Origin of the sequence: Vibrio hippocampi, from assembly GCF_921292975.1 — a bacterium.
Classification (GTDB): Bacteria; Pseudomonadota; Gammaproteobacteria; order Enterobacterales; family Vibrionaceae; genus Vibrio; species Vibrio hippocampi.
Map to the genome: position 1 here is coordinate 1,327,596 of NZ_CAKLCM010000002.1, position 23,554 is coordinate 1,351,149.

The window sequence follows — 23,554 nt, forward strand, 5'->3', positions numbered from 1 at the left end:
CGGTTCATTGTTCTACGCCTATAGCAAAGGATTCGCACGGAAGAGATTGGAGTATAACCGATTAAAACATCGCCACTAAAAAGCCGCAGCGTAATGCTGCGGCTTCGAGCGGTGGGTTCTACGCTTACCTATATCAAGACGGTGCAAACAGCCTTATTTACAGGATCCTTACTTGCAGTGCCCTTATTCAAGATATTTTTTATCGGCTAATCCCGCTAGTAAAACCTTCGTGCCAATATTCACACCCTTACGGAAATTATCATCTGACAGTTCCCCTCTTACAACACCAACAGCTCTCACTTCTACCGCTATGTTAATTGGAAGTTGGTCATATCCTTTTAAGTCGCGGTGATCACTGTAATGTTCTAACATTTCCGTGTTCACAATATAGACTTCTAGTTGATTTGAATAGCTGTCGATAACATAAGTCAATTCATCTGAATCAGCATAGTCTAGTTCTATTATTTCGTAGCTTGCGTCATCATCAACACTTACGGGCTTACCAAGAATGTCCTTTGCAAAGGACATCAAATAAGCATTAGAAGTCAGCTTTAGTTGTTCGTATTTAGGTCTAAGTGCTTCCATTTCTGGAGATTTCAGTAATTGTTGATTTACAACTCTAGCAAGGTCTTTTTCCATCCGTGCGACTTTAGCAACGTTTGACCGGTGCGTCTTGCTAAGACTTTTAAGCTTTATATCTGCAGATTTATCCGTAAAGCCATGCTTTTCTCTTGCTTGAATTTTTGCGTCATTGGTTACGCCTCGGCTGAAGGATTTTGCTTCTTGACGATAGCCACTAATCAGGTTGTCGCGATGATCAGCTTCACCTTGCAGAATGAGCTCATTATAAATAGCGCCAGTCAGATCGTGGTAGTGACTCATTAATGACGAATTATTCAGCACAACACTACTCACATCCCTCTTCACCGGGATTCTAGAGGTGAAGCAATAACCCCGAATCTCTTGTGACGTCGCAATGTAGCTTCCTTTAACTTCAATTTCTTCGTCACATGCTTTGTATTTCATTCTTACTTTTTCAAATTTCTTTCCTGTCATTGGTTTAGAACCTACAACATCGGAACCAAGAGCATTAAAACTATCTGCCAACTGTGCCGCCAGAGTTTCAATCGTTTTTTCACTCTCAACAAGTAGTCGATCAACTTCAACCTCACGATCCAATACAACTTGTACATCAGCTAGATACCCGACCTTACTTGCTTCAACAGCAGCCATTTGTTCTAAAAGCCGCACATCGCTCGCTTTTGCCTGTTCAATTTTCATCTGCTCATCAGCGAGTACGCGTTGCTGGGCTACTTTCATTTCTTCAATAATTGAATAGAAGTTTGCTTCCAGAGCTTTTGATTCAGCGCCCTGATACGTCAGAGTTGGGAAAGCGGCGGCATCTAAGTTTTGTAAATCTATCGACGAAATCAATTGATCGAGGGCACGTTGTTCTTGACCATGAACTGTGATTTTGGGAATTTCTGATGTATTTAACTGATACACCTTACGTTTAAAACCTTCCGCTGGAATAGGTTGAGTTGGGCTACGGTTTTTTTTAAGTGTAATATCACTGCCGAGAAAGGCGAAACTTGGGACGCTAATAATCGAAACAATAACCGCGGTCAGAACTTTATTTTTGAATTGCATAATTCCCTCTAATTTGTTCATTTAGTTTTTACTTGATGACTCAATAAAGTCATCGAATTAAACTTTGATATTTGGATAAAACTAGTTGATGTGTATATAAGGCATTTTTAGTCAAGCGAGTGCCCATTTTCGTAATCATCTTTTTCGTGGTGTCGAGTCCTTTAAATCCCCCTAATATTAAGTTACCTTTGCTTCCTGAGCCCCTTTTTTAATAGCATTAACATCAATGCTATTCTTTGCGCGATCAGCAAACTGTTCTGCTTTTCCTTTTATATTACCTTTGCTCATTACTTCACCTTTATTTTCTAAAAATCAATTGTATAGAAATAAAAATCACAGATGTAAGTAAATGTTTCTATTTGTGATTTTTATATCATCACACACACTTTGGTACTTAAGTGCTAGACAAAGCTCAATAAATAAGGGGGAAGTTACTGACGCCTTGTTATCGAATTTTGCAGCCAAAATTGAATGAAAATCAAACAACAGATGACGATATTAATGATACCTTTTGGCTCTCAATTAGAGTCGAAGATCCTCAGTAAACCCTCGCATAAGTTAATCAGTCGCTAACTAAATACTCTAGGGACACTAAAAGTAAAAATTTCCGCAATAAAAAGTGCTAAAGAACGAAATTAATCACAGAAATTGTAGAAACCGAATCGTTGTCAGTAACAAATATTAATGGAGTAAGATGAGTTATTAGAAGATGGTCGCCTATTACAACTAAGGGTTCGGCATATCGCGCATTACTTGGGTTGACGACTACAAGGGTTACTTCAGTTCATTAATTTGCGCTTATAACAAGGGAACAGCACAGAAGATACAGAAATGTAACTTACTGAAATATATAAAATAAAAAGCCGCAGCGTAATGCTGAGGCTGTGAATGTGGCGCTAAGTGAGGGAGTCTAACTCCTAGGCTATCTAGCTACCGTACAACGCCCAACCATTGATGTTTGGTCGCGAGTTCAGAGAGAATCTCTATCTCTTTTTCTGACTCTGCTTTTAGCCACGCCACCAGCTCATCGATCACTGGAGATTGAGAACGACTGTGACAAAAATATTGCCAAGGACTGAATTGCACTGGGGTTTCTGGCGGACAAACCAAATAACCATGTTCCAGTTCTGGAAGAATCAGAAGTAGATCGGTAACGGTCACGCCTTGACCCGCTAAACATGCACTCAGAGCCATGTCCAAGGTGAAAAACGTGGTGTTACGGGCATTCTGTTCGACTTTATATTTTGTTCCACGCAGCCAAGTATTCCAGTCAAAATGATCCATCGTTGGATGTAACCTGGGCATTTGAAAAATAGACGTGATACTGGCACCTTCTGCAACAAGTTGTTGGGCGCATACTGGCGCCATATACTCTTCTCTTAGGTAATGAATATTTGGTGTATTTTTATAAAGGCTGCCGCGACGAGTGTTAAGAATTAATAGGTCATAATCGCTCGCATTGATACTTTCATCTTCATCGATTGTCGGAACAATCACGATTTCGTAATCTGGATACCTATCAATCAACATCTGGGTCTTAGGAATTAAAGAGCGCGTTGCGTAACTAAGGGCAGCCTTGATAACGATTTTTTTCTGAGGAATGCTTTTCCAACTCGCCAAAAGAGACTGTATAGATTGATAGTTACTCTCTAGCGCAGAATACAGAGATTCCCCCTTTAGCGTTAACTCAATAGAACGATTTTTTCGGATAACTAGAGATTCATTCAAGTCATCTTCCAGTTGTTTCACCTGTCGACTTACCGCACTTTGAGTAACATTGAGTTCATTAGCCGCAAGAGTAAAGCTCATAAGCCTTGCTACAGATTCAAACACCTGAAGACCTTTATGAGAATAGGGTAAATCTGGATACGGAGTCATAATATTTCACATGAGTTTAGGTAATGTCAGAGTGGCATAAATGTAAATTGAATACCAGCAATGAAACCGTTACTTTGTCACCATTATCAATGAGGTTTCCATGCAAAAAATATTTTCACTCGCCTTTCCCCTTATTATCTCCCAGCTTATCTCTATGGCACTAGTGCTGACAGATATCTGGATGATGTCACAGATCAGTGTGGCTGATCTCGCGGCGGGAGGTCTAGGCGCATCCGTTTACGCTTTCGTTTTTTTGGTTGCCTCCAGCATGGTTGGCTATAGTGCCAATCTTATTGCTGTGGCTTTTGGTCAAAGTATTTCCCGACCAGAATTTGGTTTTCAGCAGATTCGCAACAGTGTTAAAGGTGCTGTTATGCTAGCGGTTATCTGCACGGCTTTACTCACCATTAGCTTTTCCTATGCACCCAACCTTTTAAGTTATGCCAATCAACCAGAAACGGTTATCACTATCGCGATGAATTACCTTAACGCATTGAAATGGGCAATGCTCCCAACTTTGCTGCTACTGATTTTAAGAGGGCTCACGAGTACATTTGGTGATGTTCGCAGTGTCATGCTGATGTCGATAGTGACTGTATTAATCAATGTACCGATAAGCTATTTCCTTGCCTTTACCCTCAATTACGGCATTGCCGGGCTTGGAGCCGGTACTTCTCTTTCCGCGCTAATAGTACTTATCGGCTATGGTTATTGGGTTTTTACTCACCATAAATATGCTAGGTTCGCACCGTGGAAAAATGTTGAAGAATATTCATTTAAACTAATGCTTCCACTCTTGAGCATGGGATTCCCGATCGCGTTAGCGGGTATTCTAGAACACGGACTTATTTACGGCGGAACATTGATGGCTGGGATGATAAGTATTACTTCTTTAGCAATGCACCAGATATTACTGCAGTGTCTTAGCTTTACCTGGAATATCAACTTTGGTTTTTCTCAGGCTGCTTCAATACTCGTCAGCAAAGATTTTGGGGCAGAAAATTATACTGGCATCAAACGTATATCTAGTCAGAGCTTTCTACTCGTCACAGCCATAAGCTTTACTCTTGTGTTTGTTTTTATCTCTTGGCCAGAGTCCATTGCGACACTTTTCCAGCTAGGCGAAGGAGACAGTGCGACTAACAGTGACCTAACTCAAGTATTGCTGTCATCAATTTGGGTTGTTGCGCTCTGTTTCGTTGTCGATGCTTGGCAACTACTTGCACTAAACCTATTACGTGGCATGAAAATAGTTCTTTCTCCAACCCTAATGACAGGTATTGGCTATTGGATTTTTGGTCTACCTGCCGCGTGGCTATTAATGCAGCAGTATGGATTAGCCGGAATTTGGGCTGGGATTGGAGTCGGTTTAGGAGTAACGGGAATTTTGCTTCTTATCCAACTCATCCACACATTAAACCAAACGACTTTTACCGATCAAGAAGTAGAGGGGCTATAGTCCCTCTACTACCACGGTCCTTTGTTTTTTACGCAAATTTTTACTGAGTAAACGGCAGGTTAAAGTGATTTGATCGAGAGCGATAGTGCTTACACCATTGATCCATAATTTTACAACGTGCTTTCACATTCTCCGCTTTATCATATGCGGCTTCTACCTCACCTTTAACTTCATGTGCTAGGCACATGTCAACGTACCTGAGGTTGAACTCTAGCTCATTTAAATTGGTCGACGCCATCGACCGAATACCATGACTACACATATAGTTTATTGAAATATATACGAAAAAGCCGCAGCGTAATGCTGCGGCTTAAAATGTGGCGGTGAGTGAGGGAGTCGACCAAATAGATTATCTATCTGAAACTTAAGAACTTATAGCAAGTCGACTTTCGGGAATATACACTCTGTCATACATTTCGTTTTTGTGATATTTATCACGATTACCTTTAAGCAACCACACTCTAGGCTATTTAATTCAAAAAATATTCGTTCAATGCTCATTAATAACGACTAACAAGTGCTTAGCTCTTGAACATGCAACATAGTAATCAGCTCGTTGAAAGATGGGGGACTCCCTATTATAAGGGATATCTATGAGCATTATCGCGTCAGCCTCCAGGCCTTTAAATCCCTTAACTGTGGAGAACAAAATTCCCTTTCCTTCCTGCCAACGTTCTATGTCGCCAGTAATCTCTACTCCTCTAGCTTTGCTTAACGTAGCCAAGGAAGAATTACTCTGCTTATATGGGCTTAAAACCGCTACTTGACTTGGCTTTAAGTTACCTTTATTTATCCATTCATGTACATATCGTTCTACGCGCTTTTGGATTTCAAAACTATTATCCAGTCGAACGATGATTGGCTCATCCCCAACAGGAGCATCACCTTTAGTAGGAATTTGCTTATCAAGAATCTCGCTACACAAACTGGCTATAGATTTAGTATTGCGGCAGTTGACTGGAAGATTAAATGGCTGCCCTAAAGCAGGTAAAGACGGCTCTTGATCTACATATAAATTCTGATTGGGATCAAAGAAGACATACATAGCCCCCTCGTCACCATTTGTATTGATAAGCTCTAGTGGCAACCACCAATCTGATTGAAAGTCTTGGCCTTCATCAACAATGACAGCATCATACCTATCTTCTAAAACGTCAATTGCCTCCACCAACAGCTCTGGTGCTTCTTCCCGCCAGAACTCGTCTTCATTTTGAGTATAAGGATTAAATGGGATTCCAGCTTTTCTACATAAATCTGAGCAAAGACCGTGAAAATGTGTAACCGTGATTCTGTCGGTATAAACAGGAGAGATGCTGTCCCTCAACCATTTTGCAAGGGCTCTGTTGTAACACACAAGCAGCGTCTTCATTCCTTGGCTAGCAAACTTCTCTGCTTGAGCTTGTGCCAACATGGTTTTTCCTGAGCCAGCTATACCATTTATACAAGCTCTTTGTGTATGCGATAAAAAATCCAAAAGCATGAGCTGGTCGTTAGTAAGACGAAATAGTTTTTCTTCTTGGTCTTCTATTTTCCGAAAAAGAACTGGAAGCAGAGCAAAACTTGGCGAAATGGACTTGTAGATTTTTTGTCTATCCTCTTTTGAAAGAGGAATTGGGTTTTCACGCCTAACCCATTGAGATAAGGCGGACTTAATTCTTCTATCTAAAAACGGGAGGTCATTTGCAGATAGTATGACTGATGGTGTAGCTCCTGCTGGAGTCTCCCCACTATATTCACAATCAGGAAACACGGCGGCATAACCGTAACCAAATGGCAAACTGTTTGCTCCGTTATAGCCCTTTTGCTTAATTTCCTTCTCCAAGAAATGAGTATTTCTTCGTGCCTGTTCAAAAGGGTCTTGAATTGACCTTAGATTGCCATTAGGTAAAACCCTGTTCCATTCACGAGTTTCGTTGTCATATCTAATTTCCCCCCCTTTTACCTCAAGCACCAACATTCCATGAGAAGGAAGAATAACTACAAAATCCGTTTCACCTTCTTTGAGCGTCGTATTACCTTTGTCATTTCTGTCGACCCTAAGCCATGGGTAACTATGATAAATAACACAATCGTCAGGTAACAAATCTACCAGAAACCTTGCGACATCCCTTTCCGACTTAATGCTTATATCTTCAATGTTAACCTTTGGAATTAATCTAGCCAAAATCAATATCCTATTTTTATATAACTTCCATTGCTAGTGGCACGAAATCTAACCACTCATCTTCACTTATTTTAATTTTCTCTGTCGGACCAAAGCCCTTAACCGTCACAAGATAGTATTGCTGTCCATCAGTAATATTTTGCTGCTTATTCCAGCGATAGTTGCCCAAATACAGTTTTCCATCAAAGCTGATTATGACCAATGTGCCAGCTTTTGGCTTGCCCTCGTTAGAGTCACACTTGATAAATTTCCTCACATCTTTACAGCCAGTTTTTTGGTTTTCAAACTCTATGCGTACGGGTTCACCCTCTTCCAATGCCTTTGACGCATCATCTAAATTTATTGTGTTTTTATCTGTAAGCTCAGGAATATTCTTGTTTACAAAGACCGAAGAAGTATACGGAAAAATCTCTTTAGAATTAATCATAGAGTTGAGTTGACTACAAATATCAGCCGGAATACTTCCTCCTTCGATATTGATGCCCATTTCTATATTTCTATCGAGCGCAGCTTCGGTCAAGTTGGCACTAGTTATAAATGCCCCTCGCCTATCAGCAACAGCGCACTTTGCGTGTACTCGAGCAAATCCACTTTGATACTTTTCTCTGTTCTCACGAGGCCAAATATACAACTGAATGTTTGGGATGTTCGTATGGAGTCTCTCAAGTGTCTTTAAAAAAACGCTTGATGACTCCTTATCCTCAGACTCCAAAAGCATTCTTACTTGTACACCCCTCGCAATTGCCTGCTTAAGTGCTTGCTCAACATTGGGGATGTTCACCAATACGAACGAAACGATAAATAACGTCTCTTTAGCAGAATTTATAATGTCTAATAGAACTTGTTCGGACCTTCGAACCGGAAACAAGTTTGAGTCAGGGCCTGTCCATACAAGTTCTGTCGATTCATGCTCTCTTTGTTTTGATGACGCATAAGAGGCGCCGAGTATCAGCGCCGCTAACTCTTCACTTGTACAAGTACTGTTCTTCCAAGCACTTAAAAGTGAATTAAGTGCATCATTGGAAGCTTCTGCATTAAAAAAACCCTTTAATACAAAAGAATCCATTGATTCAGTCACTTTAATTTTCTTTGAAAGTGACTTTATTTTATCAAAGTGCTGATCTTTGACGACATCATAGATATACAGAAGTAAGTCATCCATCAACAGTCAACCTCAAAAAACGCTGCACCATCATTATCAAGCGTTGGTACTACCAACGCTCTGTCAAGGTAGCGGTTGTTTTTTTCACATGACGTTTCAGCAGCAAAAGTACAAGCGTGGCAAGCCGCAGCATGTAAAGTTCGGTCTTTTTCAGGGTTATGCTCTGAGCAGAGTGGATCCGATGAACAAACTCTCGCGCGATTTAGTGCTTGATGGAGTAGTCTTTCCAAGTTTTCAGCCTTGCCTAACTCAACCAACCCTCCGAGGGTACCATCAGAGTCAGCAGCCGCGGTGTATATCAAGATACCAGCTTGGTTGTTTTCACCACTTGTATCACCATAAATTCTTTCACGAATACTTGCTGCATTGTAGCCACACTCAAGAGCGAGCTCCCTAATTAGTAAATGAGCTATAGTGTGTAGCAAGACATAACGAACCCCTGGATACCCACTATCTGGAGATAATCCCCTAGCTAATCTCCAGCCTTTATGGCCATTAATTAATTTTTCATTAATAACCTGAACAGCCGGAATCTGCTCCCATTGATTCAGTTCATCCTCATTGAAACAAATAAAAATACCTTCACCATGTACCTGGCTAGCTGGTACCCAAGTAGGTGTATCCTTACATAACGAAGCCATTGGCGGTTGCTCATCTGGATTATTGCTTTCCTCAGGAGCTTCTACTCGCGTGAAACCAATTAAAGCATTCACCTCCCTCAATCGTTTCAGTAGTAAAACATTCGATATTTGCTTCTTGTATTTTGCGGGTACACTTGTTGCCTCACTTAAAAAGTGTGGCCAATCAGTTGGCGGGTTGGGCTCAATAAACACTTCCCATTCTGGCCCCTTAATATCTTCCTGAGTTACCGTACCACCTACTTCACCATTATTGATAGCTTCTATAACGGACCAAATTTCCTCAGCAGAATATTGGTCAATTCCAGGTAGTATTGCATTTTTCACTAATACTTTAAGAATCGCTTTGACTTCAAAAACAGACTCAACATCTGAAAAGTTATCCCAGCCATCCTGAACCAGCTGAATAATAGGATCACGAGTTAGTGGAATAGCGAGGGCAGATAAAGTTATTGGGAACCAACTATTTGTTGCTCCAAGTAGCACAGCTCTAGCATCTTCTTCACAACTAGAATCATATTTGTCTAAATGAGGATGCCGCCCCCTACACGCCGGGAGATTTTCTTTACCTGCTTTTCCAAAAGCCTGCGCTAAATTTCGTTTAGCGTCACATTCATCACACTTAACCCAAAGGTTTTCTGTTTGCAACGAAGCACCGCTTTCGAAGAAACGTAAACCACCAGTACAAGTAGAGTGCCCACCGTGCACATAGTAGCGCCAAGGGAAGTCATCTAAGTGACCATTGCGACATGCCAAGAGAAAACGAGCAGGTACAGCATCAGCATTTTTCGCTGGTTTATCCCCTTTGGAACCTCGGCACATTGAATGAACAAATCTCGTTTGTTCTGGCCTGAATCTGTTTTCTTTAATATCAAAAAGTCCAGAGTCATACTCTGCTAACATTCCGCACTTAACACAGCGTAACCATCGAGGAAACGGCCTCACTGGGACTCCCACTCGTGCTTCCGCCGAAAATGGATCACTGGATTCTTTATTTGGAAACGGTGGCATTCTCATACTTTCGACTTGTTGCCCAAGTACTTTTTTTACCGCAGACAATAAACGAGCTTCAGTAATAGGAGGGCACCTATCTTTATCCCAACGGTCTATTCCCTGTGTAACAACCGATAGACTTGGCATATCTATTAATGCTCCAGGTCCATAGGTCCAAAGAAGCTGACTTGGTCTTACATCACCAACAGGAGTAATGTTTGAAATCGTCTTTTTACCAGCGCCCATTATAAATCACCTTCTGTTGCACTTTTCTTCTTCACTGGAGGCTTCCAAGAAGGACCATCCGGGAGTTGTTGAGTATTCATTTGTAATTTAACTCCAGGCTCAACTTCACGCATAGACATAGGAACAGTAAATCGCCCCCACTCGCCTATTCCAGGTTTATTAATCAAAGCAATCTTCGAGTCGACGCTTTCCCCTTTCTTCTCATAAGCCACCGTACGACCTGGAACATGAGTCTCTTTTACCCACTCATCAACTCTCTGTTTAATAGCAGCGCTGGCTAATTTCTTTGACTCGGAACTCTCTTCAACCAAGTGCACCCTATCCGTAATTGAGCTGATCGTTGTTTGAACAATACTTGAACTTGGCGATTTTAGTTTTGCTGCCCCATCATTGGGGTTCAACTTGTCATCGCTTAAACGCATTAAACTCAGCATTGAGCCTGTTAGGCCTCTATCCATCGCTCGAGGAGAAAACGGAGTCACTGATTGCGCTTCAACATGTTTGTAGAATGTCGAATGATAGTGCTCGAAAGTTTCGTAGTGAGATAGATCTCTCGGCCTTGACCATGTCAAAACAGTACAAACTAGCCCTGGGAAACTACGTCCAACACGGCTGGTTGCCTGGATATACTCGGCAGTACTCTTAGGTTGACCATTGACTGCCATCACACCGAGTCTATTAACGTCAACCCCAACTGATAACATGTTGGTTGCTAGTACCACATCAATAGCGCGACTTTCTCCCTCACCCCACCTAGTAATATACTTACCTTCGACGGGATCGAAATCTGCCTTAAATTTAACCTCTAGCTGATCAAGATATTTAGGGATGTCTTGGCTTGATACACGAGAAGTCAACTCTCGTATATTGTTGACACTTCGCTGCTGCAATCCAGGTCGATCAACCAAACTCATTTGCACTCGGTAAGAACGAGTTTGAACATCATCCTCGGCTAGTCGTTTCATGCCGCCTAATTCACGTAAAGAGTTAAAGTAACCAACACTCGTCATGTAGGGGTCAGCTACTTGACCAAAGCGTTCAAACAATGCTTGAGATGCTGTCAAAAATGCTGTGTATACTCGTATTAATACTGCAGGTCTTGCGCTGCCAGGGGAACACACTCCGATATAACGGCGACCATAGTGATCTTTGATTGGTCGCTGGACAGAAAAAAAGTTGTCTTCAATATCTAAGCCATGTGGGGGAAATACTGCGACTTGACGATTAAAAACGCCACTAACTTGTTGCTTTGCTTTCCTCACCGTTGCTGTTGAAGCAATAACTTTTGGTCGAATAAACTTACCGCCAAGTGTCCATGAACACAACTCATCGACTGCCGTTTCATATAAGCCCACCATCGTCCCTAGTGGACCACTAATTAGGTGGAACTCATCTTGAATGATGAGATCCGGCGGACGGATTTCAGAAATAGCTTTAACTTTTACTGTTGGGCCTGCTTTAGATTTAGGGTGGTTACCATTACAGGAATTCGAGTCCGACCAGATCAACCCATGCCGTTCGCACTCAAGACTTGCTTTACCAAACAAATTTCTGATTTCACCTCGCCACGCCATCATTGCAAACTTGTCTACCGTGGCAATCATCATTGAAGGTGGGCGGTGGTACATCTCTTCATCAACGACTAAAGCAGGAATACCCGGATGTGCTGATTTGGCTGACTTACCTTTAGAAAACTCACAGCGTGCTTTTTTATCCCCACAGTAGATTGCTGTTTGTAACTTATCCTTGTTAACCTCAATATGCTTACCTGGTTCAATCTCTTCCCCACACCACGGACAACTCGTTAACTGAGCCGGTGATGAACCTCCTGCATTGTATTTATCAGGGTCTCGAATATCTTTTATCGCTTTTGCGCTATCATCAGTGCTACCGGGCGCCACCTTATTGCCAACCCATAAGCCGATAGTAAATGGTGTTTCGCCAAGCCGCATATCACCATTTTTCACAGACTCTTGACGAATAACTTCCATTGCACAAATCAATGTAGTCGCACGTTGAAACTGCTGGAGCGTAAGCAGTCTTAGGGTGTAACGCATTATTACGGCCAGACCTCGGCTTGCATCATACCCTCCCAAGTTGCCCTGAAAACGACGAATCGACATAGTGAATGCAGCCACACCAAGGTAAGCTTCTGTTTTACCACCACCAGTTGGGAACCATAACAAGTCGGCGAAAGACTCAGCCGACTCCGTTCTATCTTGATGATCAGGCTGTGCTAAAGCAGGAATAGATAACAGAAGAAATGCAAGCTGGAATGAACGCCATGAGTAGTTTTTTGGATCTTTATAAAGTTCGTCAACTTTTATGGCTTTATCGGTTCTACGTTTATGGGCGTAAATACTCTGAACACGTTGCTTAGCCATAGCAAGGTTTGCAAAACGAAATGCTTCCAATGCATTGTCGTTTTCGGGATCTGCTAATACCTCTATGCCTTCCTTTAAGCGCTGATTTATTTCCGAACAACTAGCAATAGCTCGATATGCAGCATCATCATGATTGACGACATCATCACCTATTCGGTGTTTCTGCTCATCTATCCAAGCGGTGTAATCGTCGGTCATCTGAGTTAACGCAACGACAAGCTCTTCTCTTGTCATTTCAGCTAACTTCAGCATATTCAAATAGCCACCGGATACCATTGCCTTTAGCGCTGGCCTGTCCCCATCACGGAGGCCTGGAACTTCCGTTACTGGCACTTCATATTGTGGCATGACAACGGTTTTGACTTTCGACGCCCTCTCTACGTCCTCTGATGACACATCTGCATGAACAGCGATACCGTGACCAGAGGCAAATTCTACTTGGTTACGATAAACCATTTCCAATGATTCACGCTCCAAGTCCTCACCATCAGGCTTTAGTACCGGGCGCTTGCGGAAAACGTCTTTTCTTGAGGATTCGCTAACAGCAGAGGCTGAAATCTCAGGTTGAAAAACCCACGCTGTATCTCTGTTTGACTCTGGTTCTTCTTGTGTATTGACCAAGAAAACTGTAACAAGTCGATCGCCATTTTCATTCGGCTTTCTCACGGTTCCTTGAATAACGACATTAGAGTTTTCTTTGTCGATAGCAACAGGCTTAATCGACCCCGTTTCTAATGGTAAGTTTATGGAACCACCACAAGGTATACGTTGCCAAACTTTAACTTTAGCACCTTGCGATTCTTCACCTGTTTCAGGATCAGTATGAGTCTTGTACATATCATGCTCATAGAAGCGCTGATAACGTCCCCAAGAGGCTTGAATCTCAATACTTTTTTCCTCACCAGACACACAGAATGTAAAACCCATGCTTGAGGGAATTAATGATTGGTTACTCGCAGCATCGACTTCTTCGCTAGATTCAGGATCTGGTTTAACGCTGCTAGACGGCGAGTCAGATTTCGTCGAGGTAGCTTTGACGATTAAATCCTCTGGGTCTTCATCCTCATCTCCAGAGCCATCAATACCAAACTCTCCACCTTTTTCAGCAGCATCTAATGGTGCTAAACGACCGACGAGGTAACGGTCACGCACACTCATATCAAGAATTTGCTCATGCGGTCCATTTGCTGGACCTAACAAATCATCCATCACCGCATACTGCAGAAGTTCCCTTACATAAACATCATCTTGAATAAGTGGAACCTCGGCTAGCGTTTTTCCGAGGAGATTAGGGACCTCTTCAGCAAATTTTGTCCATTCAATACGTGATACTTGACCAGAACACGTAAATGGTACTGCCACAGATAGTTCAGATTTCAGGTACTTATCGAAAAATAACGTTGTTGAATCTAAATCACTACGTTGCCGATAAACCCGTCCTACACCGAGTAGTGCATTTGCGCTATCAACTACGAGTACCCAACAGCCTTCAACAATACCTGAGAATATTTCTCTCTTACCATGCAACTGTACGCAATAATTCGCACAACGCGAATTACTTGGTTTAGTAGTGTTTAGTGCAATAAATGCTTTGTTCTTAGTTATCCTAACCATTCAACCCTTATCCTTGTTCAGCCTCATGTCTAGCTTTGTTCAACATTGAGAGGCGATATAAGATTTCTTCTCTAGCTTTCTCACTAATAGTAAAGCGAGTATTTTTTCCTTCAGGTAAATAACCCACACAGTGAAACCCATACTCTGGTTCCAAATCGTTGAAACCGTAGGCGGACAAAACAGCGTCGTTTAGAGCGATTTGCTTTTCTCGCAACGCACTAATCTCAAATGAATATAAAGCTTGATCATGTAAATCATTATAAAACTTTGTCATACCTTTTTGATTTTCAAGCATATATCTTGCTCTCAAATCAAAAAATTCTCGCCCCATTCGATTTAAATCGTCATGTGTACCTTCCAGCACTTTTTCTGGAAATGGGAACGTTTCAAATATATCACCATGAGTGTACCTAAGACGCTCATGCAACCTTGAACCATGTTCAAAGGCCCACACTGCATGGAAGTCTGATGATAAACATGCAAACAAAGACATACTGTCACTTGTTACTACACATAATGTATTAGCGTAAATATACCTGTTAGGAACAAATGTGAAACATGGGTATTTGGTCGCTCCAGTTGCAAAAACCAAGACCTTCTCCATCGGTTCCTGCATTGCATCCCAATGTTTGGGATGCTGTTCAAATGAATGCCCCCTTCCAACCTTATGATACAACTCTGGTCTTGGTCTCAAATGTCTCCACCAATATTCCTGAGCTCCTTTATCTTTACCAGATAACCTCTCTTGCTTTACATTTTCCTCTAAATGCGCAAATGGCAATTCATATTTTTCAGCTTCTTCTATCTCCCAATCAAAAAAGGAAATAACCTTCCTTTCAGGAGAGTGCGTAAAACTCTGGTTTACTTCTCTACCAATTAAAAAGTCAAAAATCACATTTTTAGTTTCAGGCTGCTGCTTCACCCACTTTTCTGTTGTGTCTGAGTCAACCAAAAAACCATCCCCAAGGAGGATAGTACCTTGATAAACCATTTTTTTATTTGAGTTTATTTTTACAGGGGACCAGTTATCTCTATGGCTTAAACTTGGAGATATATAATCAACTTTCTGACCATTTATGGTTTTTTCTCCAGTCCAGCTCCCTTTGTATAAATGCACTCGGCTAGTAACTACACTTGCATTACCGGGCCAAACTTCGCTGGGTACAGCCTGATAAATGCTAGCACCTATTGCCAACATTTGAGATAGTGATATGTCTCTCGTATTTCCTTCCGCAATGGTATTAACTGCAATCAGTCCCATTGTACTATTGGGAGCTAGTAGCTTATAAGCCTGTAAGAAAAAGTAGGCAACTAGGTCTGCAGAACCTCTTTTACCATCAGCTAAACATTCAACTAAATAATCGCGATAACATGTACCCATGAATCCCGTTATTTTTTGACCACCAAGGAAAGGAGGATTTCCGACAATTGCGTCAAAGCCACATTTTTTGGTACTGAATACCTCTGGAAACTCTAAACACCAATGAAAGGCCGTTCTTGCTTTTTTCCTGTCTGTTAGGTCAGCAGACAATCCATCTAAGGCTGTAGACTTCAAGTAATGAGTACACTCTAAATCACCAGCTATGGATTGCGGTAACAAAGCGGCAAGAACGGAAGTGTCAGCTAACTTTCCACCAGACTTTAATTTCATACCAACCAAGGCATCTGCTACTAACTTTGGAAACGCTATTGCTTCTTTAACCTGATCAGCCGTGAGTACCATTTCCGCTATATCAGACACTCTATTGATATCATGAACTGCAATTTGTTTTCTCAGTTCTGCAGCATCTGTTACCCGCTTTTTTACTTGCTCTGCAATAGGTAGCTCTACCAACTGTGATTTTTTAGCTTGAGATGGATTTAAATTTAAGAAACAGAGCTGATCTAGGTTATGTATACCTAGTAAACTGTCACCTGACTTTAGATTGTGATCTAAAAAGCCAAAAGGTCGATCCTTCGATAAAGTGACAAGCCAAATTGATAGTTTTGCTAGTTCAACCGCTAGCGGGTTGATATCAACACCATAGAGGCAACGTTCTGAGATTAACCGCCTAGCGACAATCAAACGCTCTTCAGCATCAATTGGCAACAACTCCATAGTTTCATCGTGAGTCGTTGCTCCCTTCACTGTGACAAAAACACCTGTTTGTTCGGCTATTAACCATGATTCACACACTCGTTCAGCCAGCCATCGACACACTTGAACAAGAAATGCACCAGAGCCCATTGCTGGGTCACAAATTTTTAGACCAAGTAGTTCTTCTGGTGACTTCAACTGCCACTCTTCTCGAGGTTTTCCTTCTGCTGGTCCGACATAAACAACTGCCTCAAGCGTTTCGGTCACAATAGATTCGGTTAATGACTTAGGCGTGTAGTGAGAGCCTGTCTCTCGCCTATCAGAGCCAGTTGTCAACATGAAAGCATTTTTAGGATAAAGTAGCGGATTACCCCAAGCATCAAACCTTAGAAAGTGGTAATAAGGTTTAATACGCTGACACAGTTCCATATCGTTATAACAAGCTACCAGGAGCTTATCGACATCTGCGTCTGTCACTTCTTTATTCAAATCATTCGTGATTCGAGATGGAGAACTGCCAGTGCGTTCTTTGAGAAGTTTCTTCAATGCAGGCAAGCCATCAAGAGCAGCTGAGGCTAACTCCCCTAACTGGACCCAAGGCTTTTTGCAGCTTTTGCTACCAGATAACTCCAACGTAACATCAGAAGCTCGTTTTACTGTCTGCTCCAATAGACCCTCATAGACATAACCAATTTGCTCTACATCTAGCGCTCGATAAGACAGTGTTCTACCTTGATACAATTGAATGGCATCAAGGAACAATAAGACAGTTCGATTATCAATCGGTAGCGGCTTGGCTTCTTCTTCAAGCCAGCTACTACCTTTCTTTCTACCTTCCAAGAAAGGGAACCTATCAGGATCAAAAAGCGAGCCGCCCAATGCTGGCATACGCATATTTTCATGCTCAACACCGGAATAAACAGATCGGAAGATAGCTAATAAACGCGCCCATGCGTTTTTACGATAAGAGAGCACTTCATCACCATGTAAACTCGCTTCTTCTCTCAACTTAGCTCGCAATGTCGACATTGCATAATTAGCTTCATAGGCTTGATCACCTAAGAGCAATAGACCACGTTCTTCCGCACAAAGTAAAAATACCAAGCGCATCATTAATGTTAAGCCAGCCTCGTATAACTCTTCAGGCTCAACGCCTTCCAATAGCTCTCCATTGTGATCATGATTAATGCGGTCAATTGACTGAATAAGCACTTCAACCGCTCGACTTACTTGAACACCAAGTGTTTGAGTGACATCATCTTGATGCTGCAATGATTCATCAATTAACTCTGGGAGAGTTTTAGCTTCATCAAAGCCGTTAAATACAACTCCTATGTTAAATAGGCTATAGAATGCTTTTAACGTTATAGGTTCTAGCCCCCATAGACGAGCATACCAGCTGGCATAGGTCGTTATTCCCCCAACAGGAGCATCAATGAACATCCATTGTTCTCCATTTGTGATCAGCCCCAGTCTAGTTCCAACACCTCGACATAAATGTGCCATGCGTTCTGCTGGCGTTGTAGACCAGCTGTCCCCCGGAAATACTTCACTCAGAGCCGTACCTGACGGATAGGTTTGTATCAACATATAAGGTTTGGTTTCGTCACTAGCAATGACCGCATAATCTGGTTTTATTGTTACTTGATGCTCCGGAACAGTGGCCGCAATGGAGTCATGCATCTGAGGTTGCTCTTTGAGTACATCTCCATCTCCATCCTCATCTAGTTCCAAGCCAAATTTCAACACCCAGTTGATCCATTGATGGTGAATCTTGTCTTTGATTTTTAGATCTTCTAGAACATCACTATCAATGACTTCACGCCATTCATCGTACGTTTGACGAAACTGTCTCTTCTTTATTGAGTCTAGTTTTTCAAGTCCCTGCGGAAATGCTTGATTAAGTATAGGCTCAGCCAAAAACGGGCCTGATACTTCAATGAGTGACAGCCAGTCGGCATGTTGAGTTGTGGAAAATGCCATCAGTTCGCCTCACACAAGTTATCTGGTACCAGGAAAATTACCGCTACGGGGAATGTACGGTCGATGTAGTTTGCGTAGCGTTTTTCGATTGCTTCGGTCTCTGCTTTTTTATCCGACTCTATTCGCTGCTTCCTTGCTGCAATTGCTACTCTGTCTTTTTTCACTTCAGTCCTCTCATCTTCTCCAAATAAGCTCAACTGTTCGTGAAGAACACCTTCGAGTGATAGCTGTTCACCAATTGAATGATCTAACTCATCAAGCACGGTAGTAATATCGTCTATCTCTTTCTGTTTAAGACGTTCAAGAGTGCTTTCCAAATTAGTAAGACGCTCTTTTGATCTTGCTTCGACAGACTGATGAATCGATTGGGCTTGATTCGTAAACCTGGTTTTTAGCGCATCTTTCGTTTGCTGAGAGACATATGCTGGTGTTGATAGCTCAAGCCATGTGTCTATTTGATTCACACCTCGCTCTCGACTATGTCCACTGTCTTTGAGATAACCACCAGCATAGGTAATTTCTTCGTGTAGGCGGTTATGAGTCCCACCAACTACAACTAACCTTGATGCAACAATCGCAACCACACTTTGCAGTTCTGTAGAAGGGACACTCCTTACTGTGACTCGGTGGAGCTTATCGTCTTTCTCCCAAACCCTACTGCGTAATAGCCGCAAACACATTTGCACCAAACGATGATTTAAGTGCACCAGCACTACATCATCTCTCCCTTTAGCGACGTTATGATCAAACGTTATTGGTCTAATTTGTTTAGTGAAAGGGTGGCGTAAACCTTTGTTACAAGGAGCCCAAGAACCTGTAAACTCTGGCATTATGAACACACTTCCTTCAGGTGTATTCGTGAGAGTTATTGGCTTCAGTGGCGGTTTCTGAGCAACTTCTAAGGCTGTCTGAACAGCAGCCAAAACATGTTCAGGTGTTAAGTGAAAATCTTCTTGAGTTGAGATAAGTTGCTGGTGTAGACGCTTTATCTTTTCTTGTAAGTCTCGCTCGGCTCTAACCGCCTTTTTCGCTTTAGCCATTTTGGCTTCGGCTTGTAGTGTATTGAGCTCAGTGGCTCGACCTTCAATTAATCCCGCCATTTGAGGAGCGATGACAGGGTTTACACTCCCCATGTCTTCACGCATCGACTCTAGCTTGATAAGTGCTCTGATGATGTCATCTTTATGACCACCAACAGTGTCACTATCGGTTGCTGAGCCAGCATCAACAGGGTGCCAAATTAGAATTTCCTTTGCTTTTTGACCGTGTCGGTCGATACGACCATTCCGCTGTTCCATTACATTTGGATTGTATGGAATTTCTAAGTGTATTAGACAATTACAATGATTCTGTAAATCAATACCTTCGGAAGCTGCATCTGTAGCTAACAATATTCTGACATCAGATTGCTCTGGATGGGTTTGAAAAGCAGCTTTAACATCTTCACGCTCTTCATGATCCATACCTCCATTGATGATAGCTAGGCGTTTACCAGCCAACCCTTTTTCGGTAAGAATTTTCTCCAACCATTGTTGAGTTGTTCGATACTCTGTAAATAGGATAACACGCTGATTATTCCATTTTTTACCATCTTTTAAATTGCGATTAATCCAACCACAAATAGCATCAGCTTTTGAATCTGATTGATATTGCGCTGCTTGCGCCCAACTTCTCAATTCATTGAGCAAAGATCGTTCTTTCTGACTCAGCGGTACAGCTCGACGACTTGCCTCCTCAATCGCCTCTTCTTGCGCCAGTTCAAAATCTTGGTCATTTGCGTAATCCTCTTCGGCTTTAAGCATCGCTTTTCGAAGGATTCGCTCTTCAATAGCTGTCGTTTGTTTTGATTCTGAGGCCTTGTTTAGAGTGTTGATATGTTTTTCTAGCGTCGATGCAAAAGACGCCGGCGAAGAAAACAGTCTTTTCTTTAGTAAGCCGTTGACAAACTTTGTAGCCATCACATTTTTTGCATCGGCGTTAGATGATTCTCGACTTTCCGCATATTGATCAAGCTTTTGGTGCATGCTTCGCTCAAGCTCGGTGAAATTCACTTCCAAGGCTTGTAGTTTTCTCTTCGGATAAAGAGCCTCACCATTTTCATCGACAAGATCGGTTTTCAAACGCCTAATCATAACTTTTTGGAGCTGTTTCTCGTTTGGTAAGATGTTGCGAGAGAAACGCTGGTCATCCAGTATTTCTAGCAAGGAAGTAAATGACTCTGTGTAACCATTGTGGGGTGTCGCGGTTAAAAACAGCTTATGCTGAAAGTGAGGCGCAATTTCTCGAATAATTTTTGTACGCTGACTTGCAACAGCGTAATTCGCTGAGCCAGATGGAGCGATATTATGCGCTTCGTCAATGACCAACATATCAAACTTACGCGGGTATTCAGCCTTTGCTGGCATAGTTTCTCTGAGAAGCCTTAAACCTTCTCCACTTTTTATCCAGTCTTGCGAAGCAATAAGTCGAGGAAACGACGTCCAAGGGTTAGCATGAATCCCTCGCTCGCGGCGAAGTTGTTTCACATACTCGGTATTAACAAGTTTGAACTCCAAACCAAACTTTTCTTGCATCTCGTCTTGCCACTTCAATTGCAAAGAAGCTGGGCAAATAATGAGCACTGTTCGAGCACGGTGGCGAATTAACATCTCCTGAATAACTAAGCCGGCTTCAATGGTTTTACCTAGGCCGACGTCGTCTGCTATCAGAAGATTTACACGAGCCATATTGATTGCTCGAACTAAAGGATCAAGCTGAAAGTTTTCAATGCTCACACCGCTGCGAAAAGGGGCTTGTAAGAAGTTTCTATCTGCGTTGGTAGCGGCCCCCCAACGAACTGCATCTAGAAATGCATCCAGCTTGCTTGCATCATCAAAACCAGTTATTTCTGGCAAGCCTGATTTCTCAATAATGTGAGCGCCGGGCTCAATCTCCCAGATCACTTCAAGTTCTTCGCCTAAGCCATCTTCATCAATAGAGGATAACGTTACATAATTTTGCTTTGTGCGAAATGAAGTTGGGAGTTGTGAAGTTTTCACGTCAGCGACAATCCATTGTCGCTTTCTAACTTCAACCAGTTGGCCTGGTTCTGGAGTGACTGAATATTCGATGGTTTGTGTCATAGCTACTTATTGCTGATAGAGAAAGCAGCCTATGATTATAGCATTGAACACTCAGTTATGAGGAGTTACTTAAACGCTAAAGTTGCTTCACATCAATAAGTTAACTGTACATTTTTCACTCTAACATGTGCAAATCAATACTATCGAGCCTTAAAGTAAAAACTACTGATTGGGTTGCTGGTTGATATGATTCTGTAGGGAAGTACCAACTATTTCACCAAGACGCACAGGTACTGCGTTTCCAATCATTTTACCAAGGTTTTTTATCGCATATTCGCCATCTGGCTCAACGAACTCATAGTCATCAGGAAACGACTGTAAAATTGCGGCTTCCCGCAATGAAATTGCTCGGGCTTGAGTTGGGTGTCCAAAACGACCATTCCCAAAACCAAAGCACTGAGTCGTGATAGTTGGACTAGGCTCATCCCATGTCATACGACCATAAACGCTAGCATAGCCTTTTCCACTAGCTTTCGTATGGCATTTAGCCCGTAGTTCCTCAGGCCAATCTCGCCACGTGCCTCCTGGTTTTGATGCTTTTATTCGCTTCAGATTCAACTCAGACAAACTACTTGAGCGATGCAATGGATCATGCTTACTAACACTACCCGCCTTAATTCTTGGCAGATGTCCTATAACATCTTTGACCGTTATGTATTTGCTTTTATCGTGAGTTGGTTTTATTAATTCAATTTTTCCCAGACGGGAAGCTAATAAAACGAGCCTACTTCTAGTCTGTGCCATCCCATAGTCCGGACAAAAAACAACTCTCTCATCAACGAAGTAACCTTCTGATTTTAGGCCTTCTTTGAAGTCAGCGTAGACTTTATGCTTATTCAAATCAGGAACATTTTCCATTGTAATGAAGTCAGGTTGTGATTCTTTAACTAGGCGAGCGAACTGATAAAGTAGCCCCCATCTCTCATCTTGTTCTTTAGGTTTCGCTTGAGTGTACTTAGAGAAAGGTTGGCAAGGTGCACAACCAGCAAGTAGCGAGTATGCACTATCGTCAAATCTTGACTTAATATCTTCGGCTGTAACATCCGCTACACTTTTTAGAACAAACTCAGCACTGTTGTTGTGCTCATACGGAAATTTGCAGTTCACCTCAATATCAAACCCAGCTTTTACATCAATCCCTGCCTTTTGTAAGCCATGGGTCAGGCCACCAGCACCACAAAATAGGTCAACACCAACGATTTTCACTTTAACTACCAAAATCAACTTTAACTTTGCGAGGACTATACCATAAATCTAGTAAAGCATCGAGCACGATAGTGAAGTGTAACTATGAACAGCAAGAATCATCGTCACTAACAAACAGCTCGTTGATTATTGTGATATATCGCTCAGCCACTGTGCCAACCTCTCGATAAGCCATCTCGAGAATCATTGATACCTGCTCGTTGTTTTCAAGAGGTACGTAGTTTTTCTCGTCCATATAAAATTCAATCGCCTTAACCTTGTCATCCCGCCCTTCTAGGAACTCACGAAAATCTTTGCTTGCTTTTGCGCTATTACATTCTCTACAGCTCGGTACCAGATTTCCGAGTCGATGCTCTCCTAGGTAAACTTTATTAATAGGGATTGCGTGCTCAATCACCAGTTCCTTTGACTCTCCACAATAAGCACATTGATGGTTGAAGTAGGCTTTGGTTGCCTGCCAATCCTCTTCAGAAAACTGCTCTGTTCCAAGGTTACTAAGGATATTTCGCACTAATAGGTTTTGAGCATTGCCTATCGCATTACCGCGGTAGCGGCTATTGGCTCTGGCAGTTGGTGCTGATAGTTTGTGCGAGAGTGTAGTTCTTGATTCAAGTGACTCACTCTCCAACTGAGATTGGTCATAGTCGATGCCGATTCGTTTTGAGTATTTAACAAAGTAAACCGCATCTTTTTCAAACCACTGACTACATGCACGAACAGTTTGCCCACGCACCAAGTAAACTTTGGTCCAGTATCGTTTGGATAAATCCGAAGGAAGGCTACTGATTGGAATCAAAAAAGGAAAGTTAAGGTTAAAATTGCGCTTGGAGTAATCAGCATCGCAAAGACGCTCGAACTCATTGTGATTTTTTTGTTCGCAATACTCCAGTACCTTAGGCAGAAGTGCCTGAACTAACTTTCCGATTTTCATAGCCACTCAACCAAGCCTTAAACTGACGATAATAGTAAGTATATGCA

General features: G+C 42.1%; 12 protein-coding genes. 1 reads left to right on the top strand and 11 read right to left on the bottom strand.

The genetic code is table 11. From position 1 onward, the window contains the following. Positions 1-183: 183 nt before the first annotated feature. Both L9Q39_RS08325 and L9Q39_RS08330 read right to left on the bottom strand, forming a co-directional pair. The gene (locus L9Q39_RS08325) at positions 184-1,671 is read right to left on the bottom strand and encodes a hypothetical protein (protein ID WP_237484629.1); all 1,488 of its coding nucleotides are present in this window, start codon (positions 1,669-1,671) and stop codon (positions 184-186) included. A 909-nt stretch (positions 1,672-2,580) separates the two neighbouring features. Further along, on the bottom strand, positions 2,581-3,528 hold the full coding sequence (locus L9Q39_RS08330) for a LysR family transcriptional regulator (RefSeq protein WP_237484630.1): 948 nt from the start codon (positions 3,526-3,528) through the stop codon (positions 2,581-2,583). A 100-nt stretch (positions 3,529-3,628) separates the two neighbouring features. On the opposite strand from L9Q39_RS08330, the gene L9Q39_RS08335 reads away from it, so the two are divergent. After that, positions 3,629-4,987 carry an MATE family efflux transporter gene (locus L9Q39_RS08335; protein ID WP_237484631.1) on the top strand — a complete coding sequence of 453 codons (1,359 nt, stop codon included), beginning with the start codon at positions 3,629-3,631 and terminating at the stop codon, positions 4,985-4,987. Between the two features lie 40 nt (positions 4,988-5,027). Here the strand turns inward: L9Q39_RS08335 and L9Q39_RS08340 are convergent, their stop codons facing one another. The 9 genes from L9Q39_RS08340 to L9Q39_RS08380 all read right to left on the bottom strand — a co-directional run bounded on the left by L9Q39_RS08340 (position 5,028) and on the right by L9Q39_RS08380 (position 23,507). After that, on the bottom strand, positions 5,028-5,174 hold the full coding sequence (locus L9Q39_RS08340; RefSeq protein ID WP_237484632.1) for a hypothetical protein: 147 nt from the start codon (positions 5,172-5,174) through the stop codon (positions 5,028-5,030). A gap of 303 nt (positions 5,175-5,477) precedes the next feature. Beyond that, positions 5,478-7,151 carry an NERD domain-containing protein gene (locus tag L9Q39_RS08345; protein WP_237484633.1) on the bottom strand — a complete coding sequence of 558 codons (1,674 nt, stop codon included), beginning with the start codon at positions 7,149-7,151 and terminating at the stop codon, positions 5,478-5,480. 16 nt (positions 7,152-7,167) lie between these two features. After that, complete coding sequence (drmC, locus tag L9Q39_RS08350) at positions 7,168-8,313, bottom strand: DISARM system phospholipase D-like protein DrmC (protein ID WP_237484634.1); 1,146 nt, start codon at positions 8,311-8,313, stop codon at positions 7,168-7,170. Further along, positions 8,313-10,190 (bottom strand): DUF1998 domain-containing protein, encoded by a 1,878-nt coding sequence (gene drmB / locus L9Q39_RS08355; protein WP_237484635.1) that lies wholly within the window; start codon positions 10,188-10,190, stop codon positions 8,313-8,315. The genes drmC and drmB overlap by 1 nt, the downstream gene beginning before the upstream one ends. After that, positions 10,190-14,188 carry a DISARM system helicase DrmA gene (gene drmA, locus L9Q39_RS08360; protein ID WP_237484636.1) on the bottom strand — a complete coding sequence of 1,333 codons (3,999 nt, stop codon included), beginning with the start codon at positions 14,186-14,188 and terminating at the stop codon, positions 10,190-10,192. Before drmA ends, drmB begins: the two co-directional genes overlap by 1 nt. A 7-nt stretch (positions 14,189-14,195) precedes the next feature. Next, on the bottom strand, positions 14,196-18,185 hold the full coding sequence (locus tag L9Q39_RS08365; RefSeq protein WP_237484637.1) for a BREX-1 system adenine-specific DNA-methyltransferase PglX: 3,990 nt from the start codon (positions 18,183-18,185) through the stop codon (positions 14,196-14,198). 62 nt (positions 18,186-18,247) lie between these two features. Continuing rightward, positions 18,248-21,370, bottom strand: coding sequence for a DISARM system SNF2-like helicase DrmD (drmD, locus tag L9Q39_RS08370; protein WP_237484638.1), 3,123 nt, complete (start codon positions 21,368-21,370; stop codon positions 18,248-18,250). A gap of 162 nt (positions 21,371-21,532) precedes the next feature. Beyond that, positions 21,533-22,576 carry a DNA cytosine methyltransferase gene (locus tag L9Q39_RS08375; RefSeq protein ID WP_237484639.1) on the bottom strand — a complete coding sequence of 348 codons (1,044 nt, stop codon included), beginning with the start codon at positions 22,574-22,576 and terminating at the stop codon, positions 21,533-21,535. Positions 22,577-22,658: 82 nt separating this feature from the next. Continuing rightward, on the bottom strand, positions 22,659-23,507 hold the full coding sequence (locus tag L9Q39_RS08380) for an HNH endonuclease (protein WP_237484640.1): 849 nt from the start codon (positions 23,505-23,507) through the stop codon (positions 22,659-22,661). Positions 23,508-23,554 lie beyond the last annotated feature (47 nt).

Excerpts from the sequence above, each read along its gene's own strand:
- drmB (WP_237484635.1), bottom strand. The coding sequence starts at position 10,190 with ATGGGCGCTGGTAAAAAGACGATTTCAAACATTACTCCTGTTGGTGAT.
- L9Q39_RS08335 (WP_237484631.1), top strand. The coding sequence starts at position 3,629 with ATGCAAAAAATATTTTCACTCGCCTTTCCCCTTATTATCTCCCAGCTT.
- drmC (WP_237484634.1), bottom strand. The coding sequence starts at position 8,313 with ATGGATGACTTACTTCTGTATATCTATGATGTCGTCAAAGATCAGCAC.
- drmD (WP_237484638.1), bottom strand. The coding sequence starts at position 21,370 with ATGACACAAACCATCGAATATTCAGTCACTCCAGAACCAGGCCAACTG.
- L9Q39_RS08325 (WP_237484629.1), bottom strand. The coding sequence starts at position 1,671 with ATGAACAAATTAGAGGGAATTATGCAATTCAAAAATAAAGTTCTGACC.
- L9Q39_RS08340 (WP_237484632.1), bottom strand. The coding sequence starts at position 5,174 with ATGTGCCTAGCACATGAAGTTAAAGGTGAGGTAGAAGCCGCATATGAT.
- L9Q39_RS08330 (WP_237484630.1), bottom strand. The coding sequence starts at position 3,528 with ATGACTCCGTATCCAGATTTACCCTATTCTCATAAAGGTCTTCAGGTG.
- L9Q39_RS08380 (WP_237484640.1), bottom strand. The coding sequence starts at position 23,507 with ATGAAAATCGGAAAGTTAGTTCAGGCACTTCTGCCTAAGGTACTGGAG.
- drmA (WP_237484636.1), bottom strand. The coding sequence starts at position 14,188 with ATGGTTAGGATAACTAAGAACAAAGCATTTATTGCACTAAACACTACT.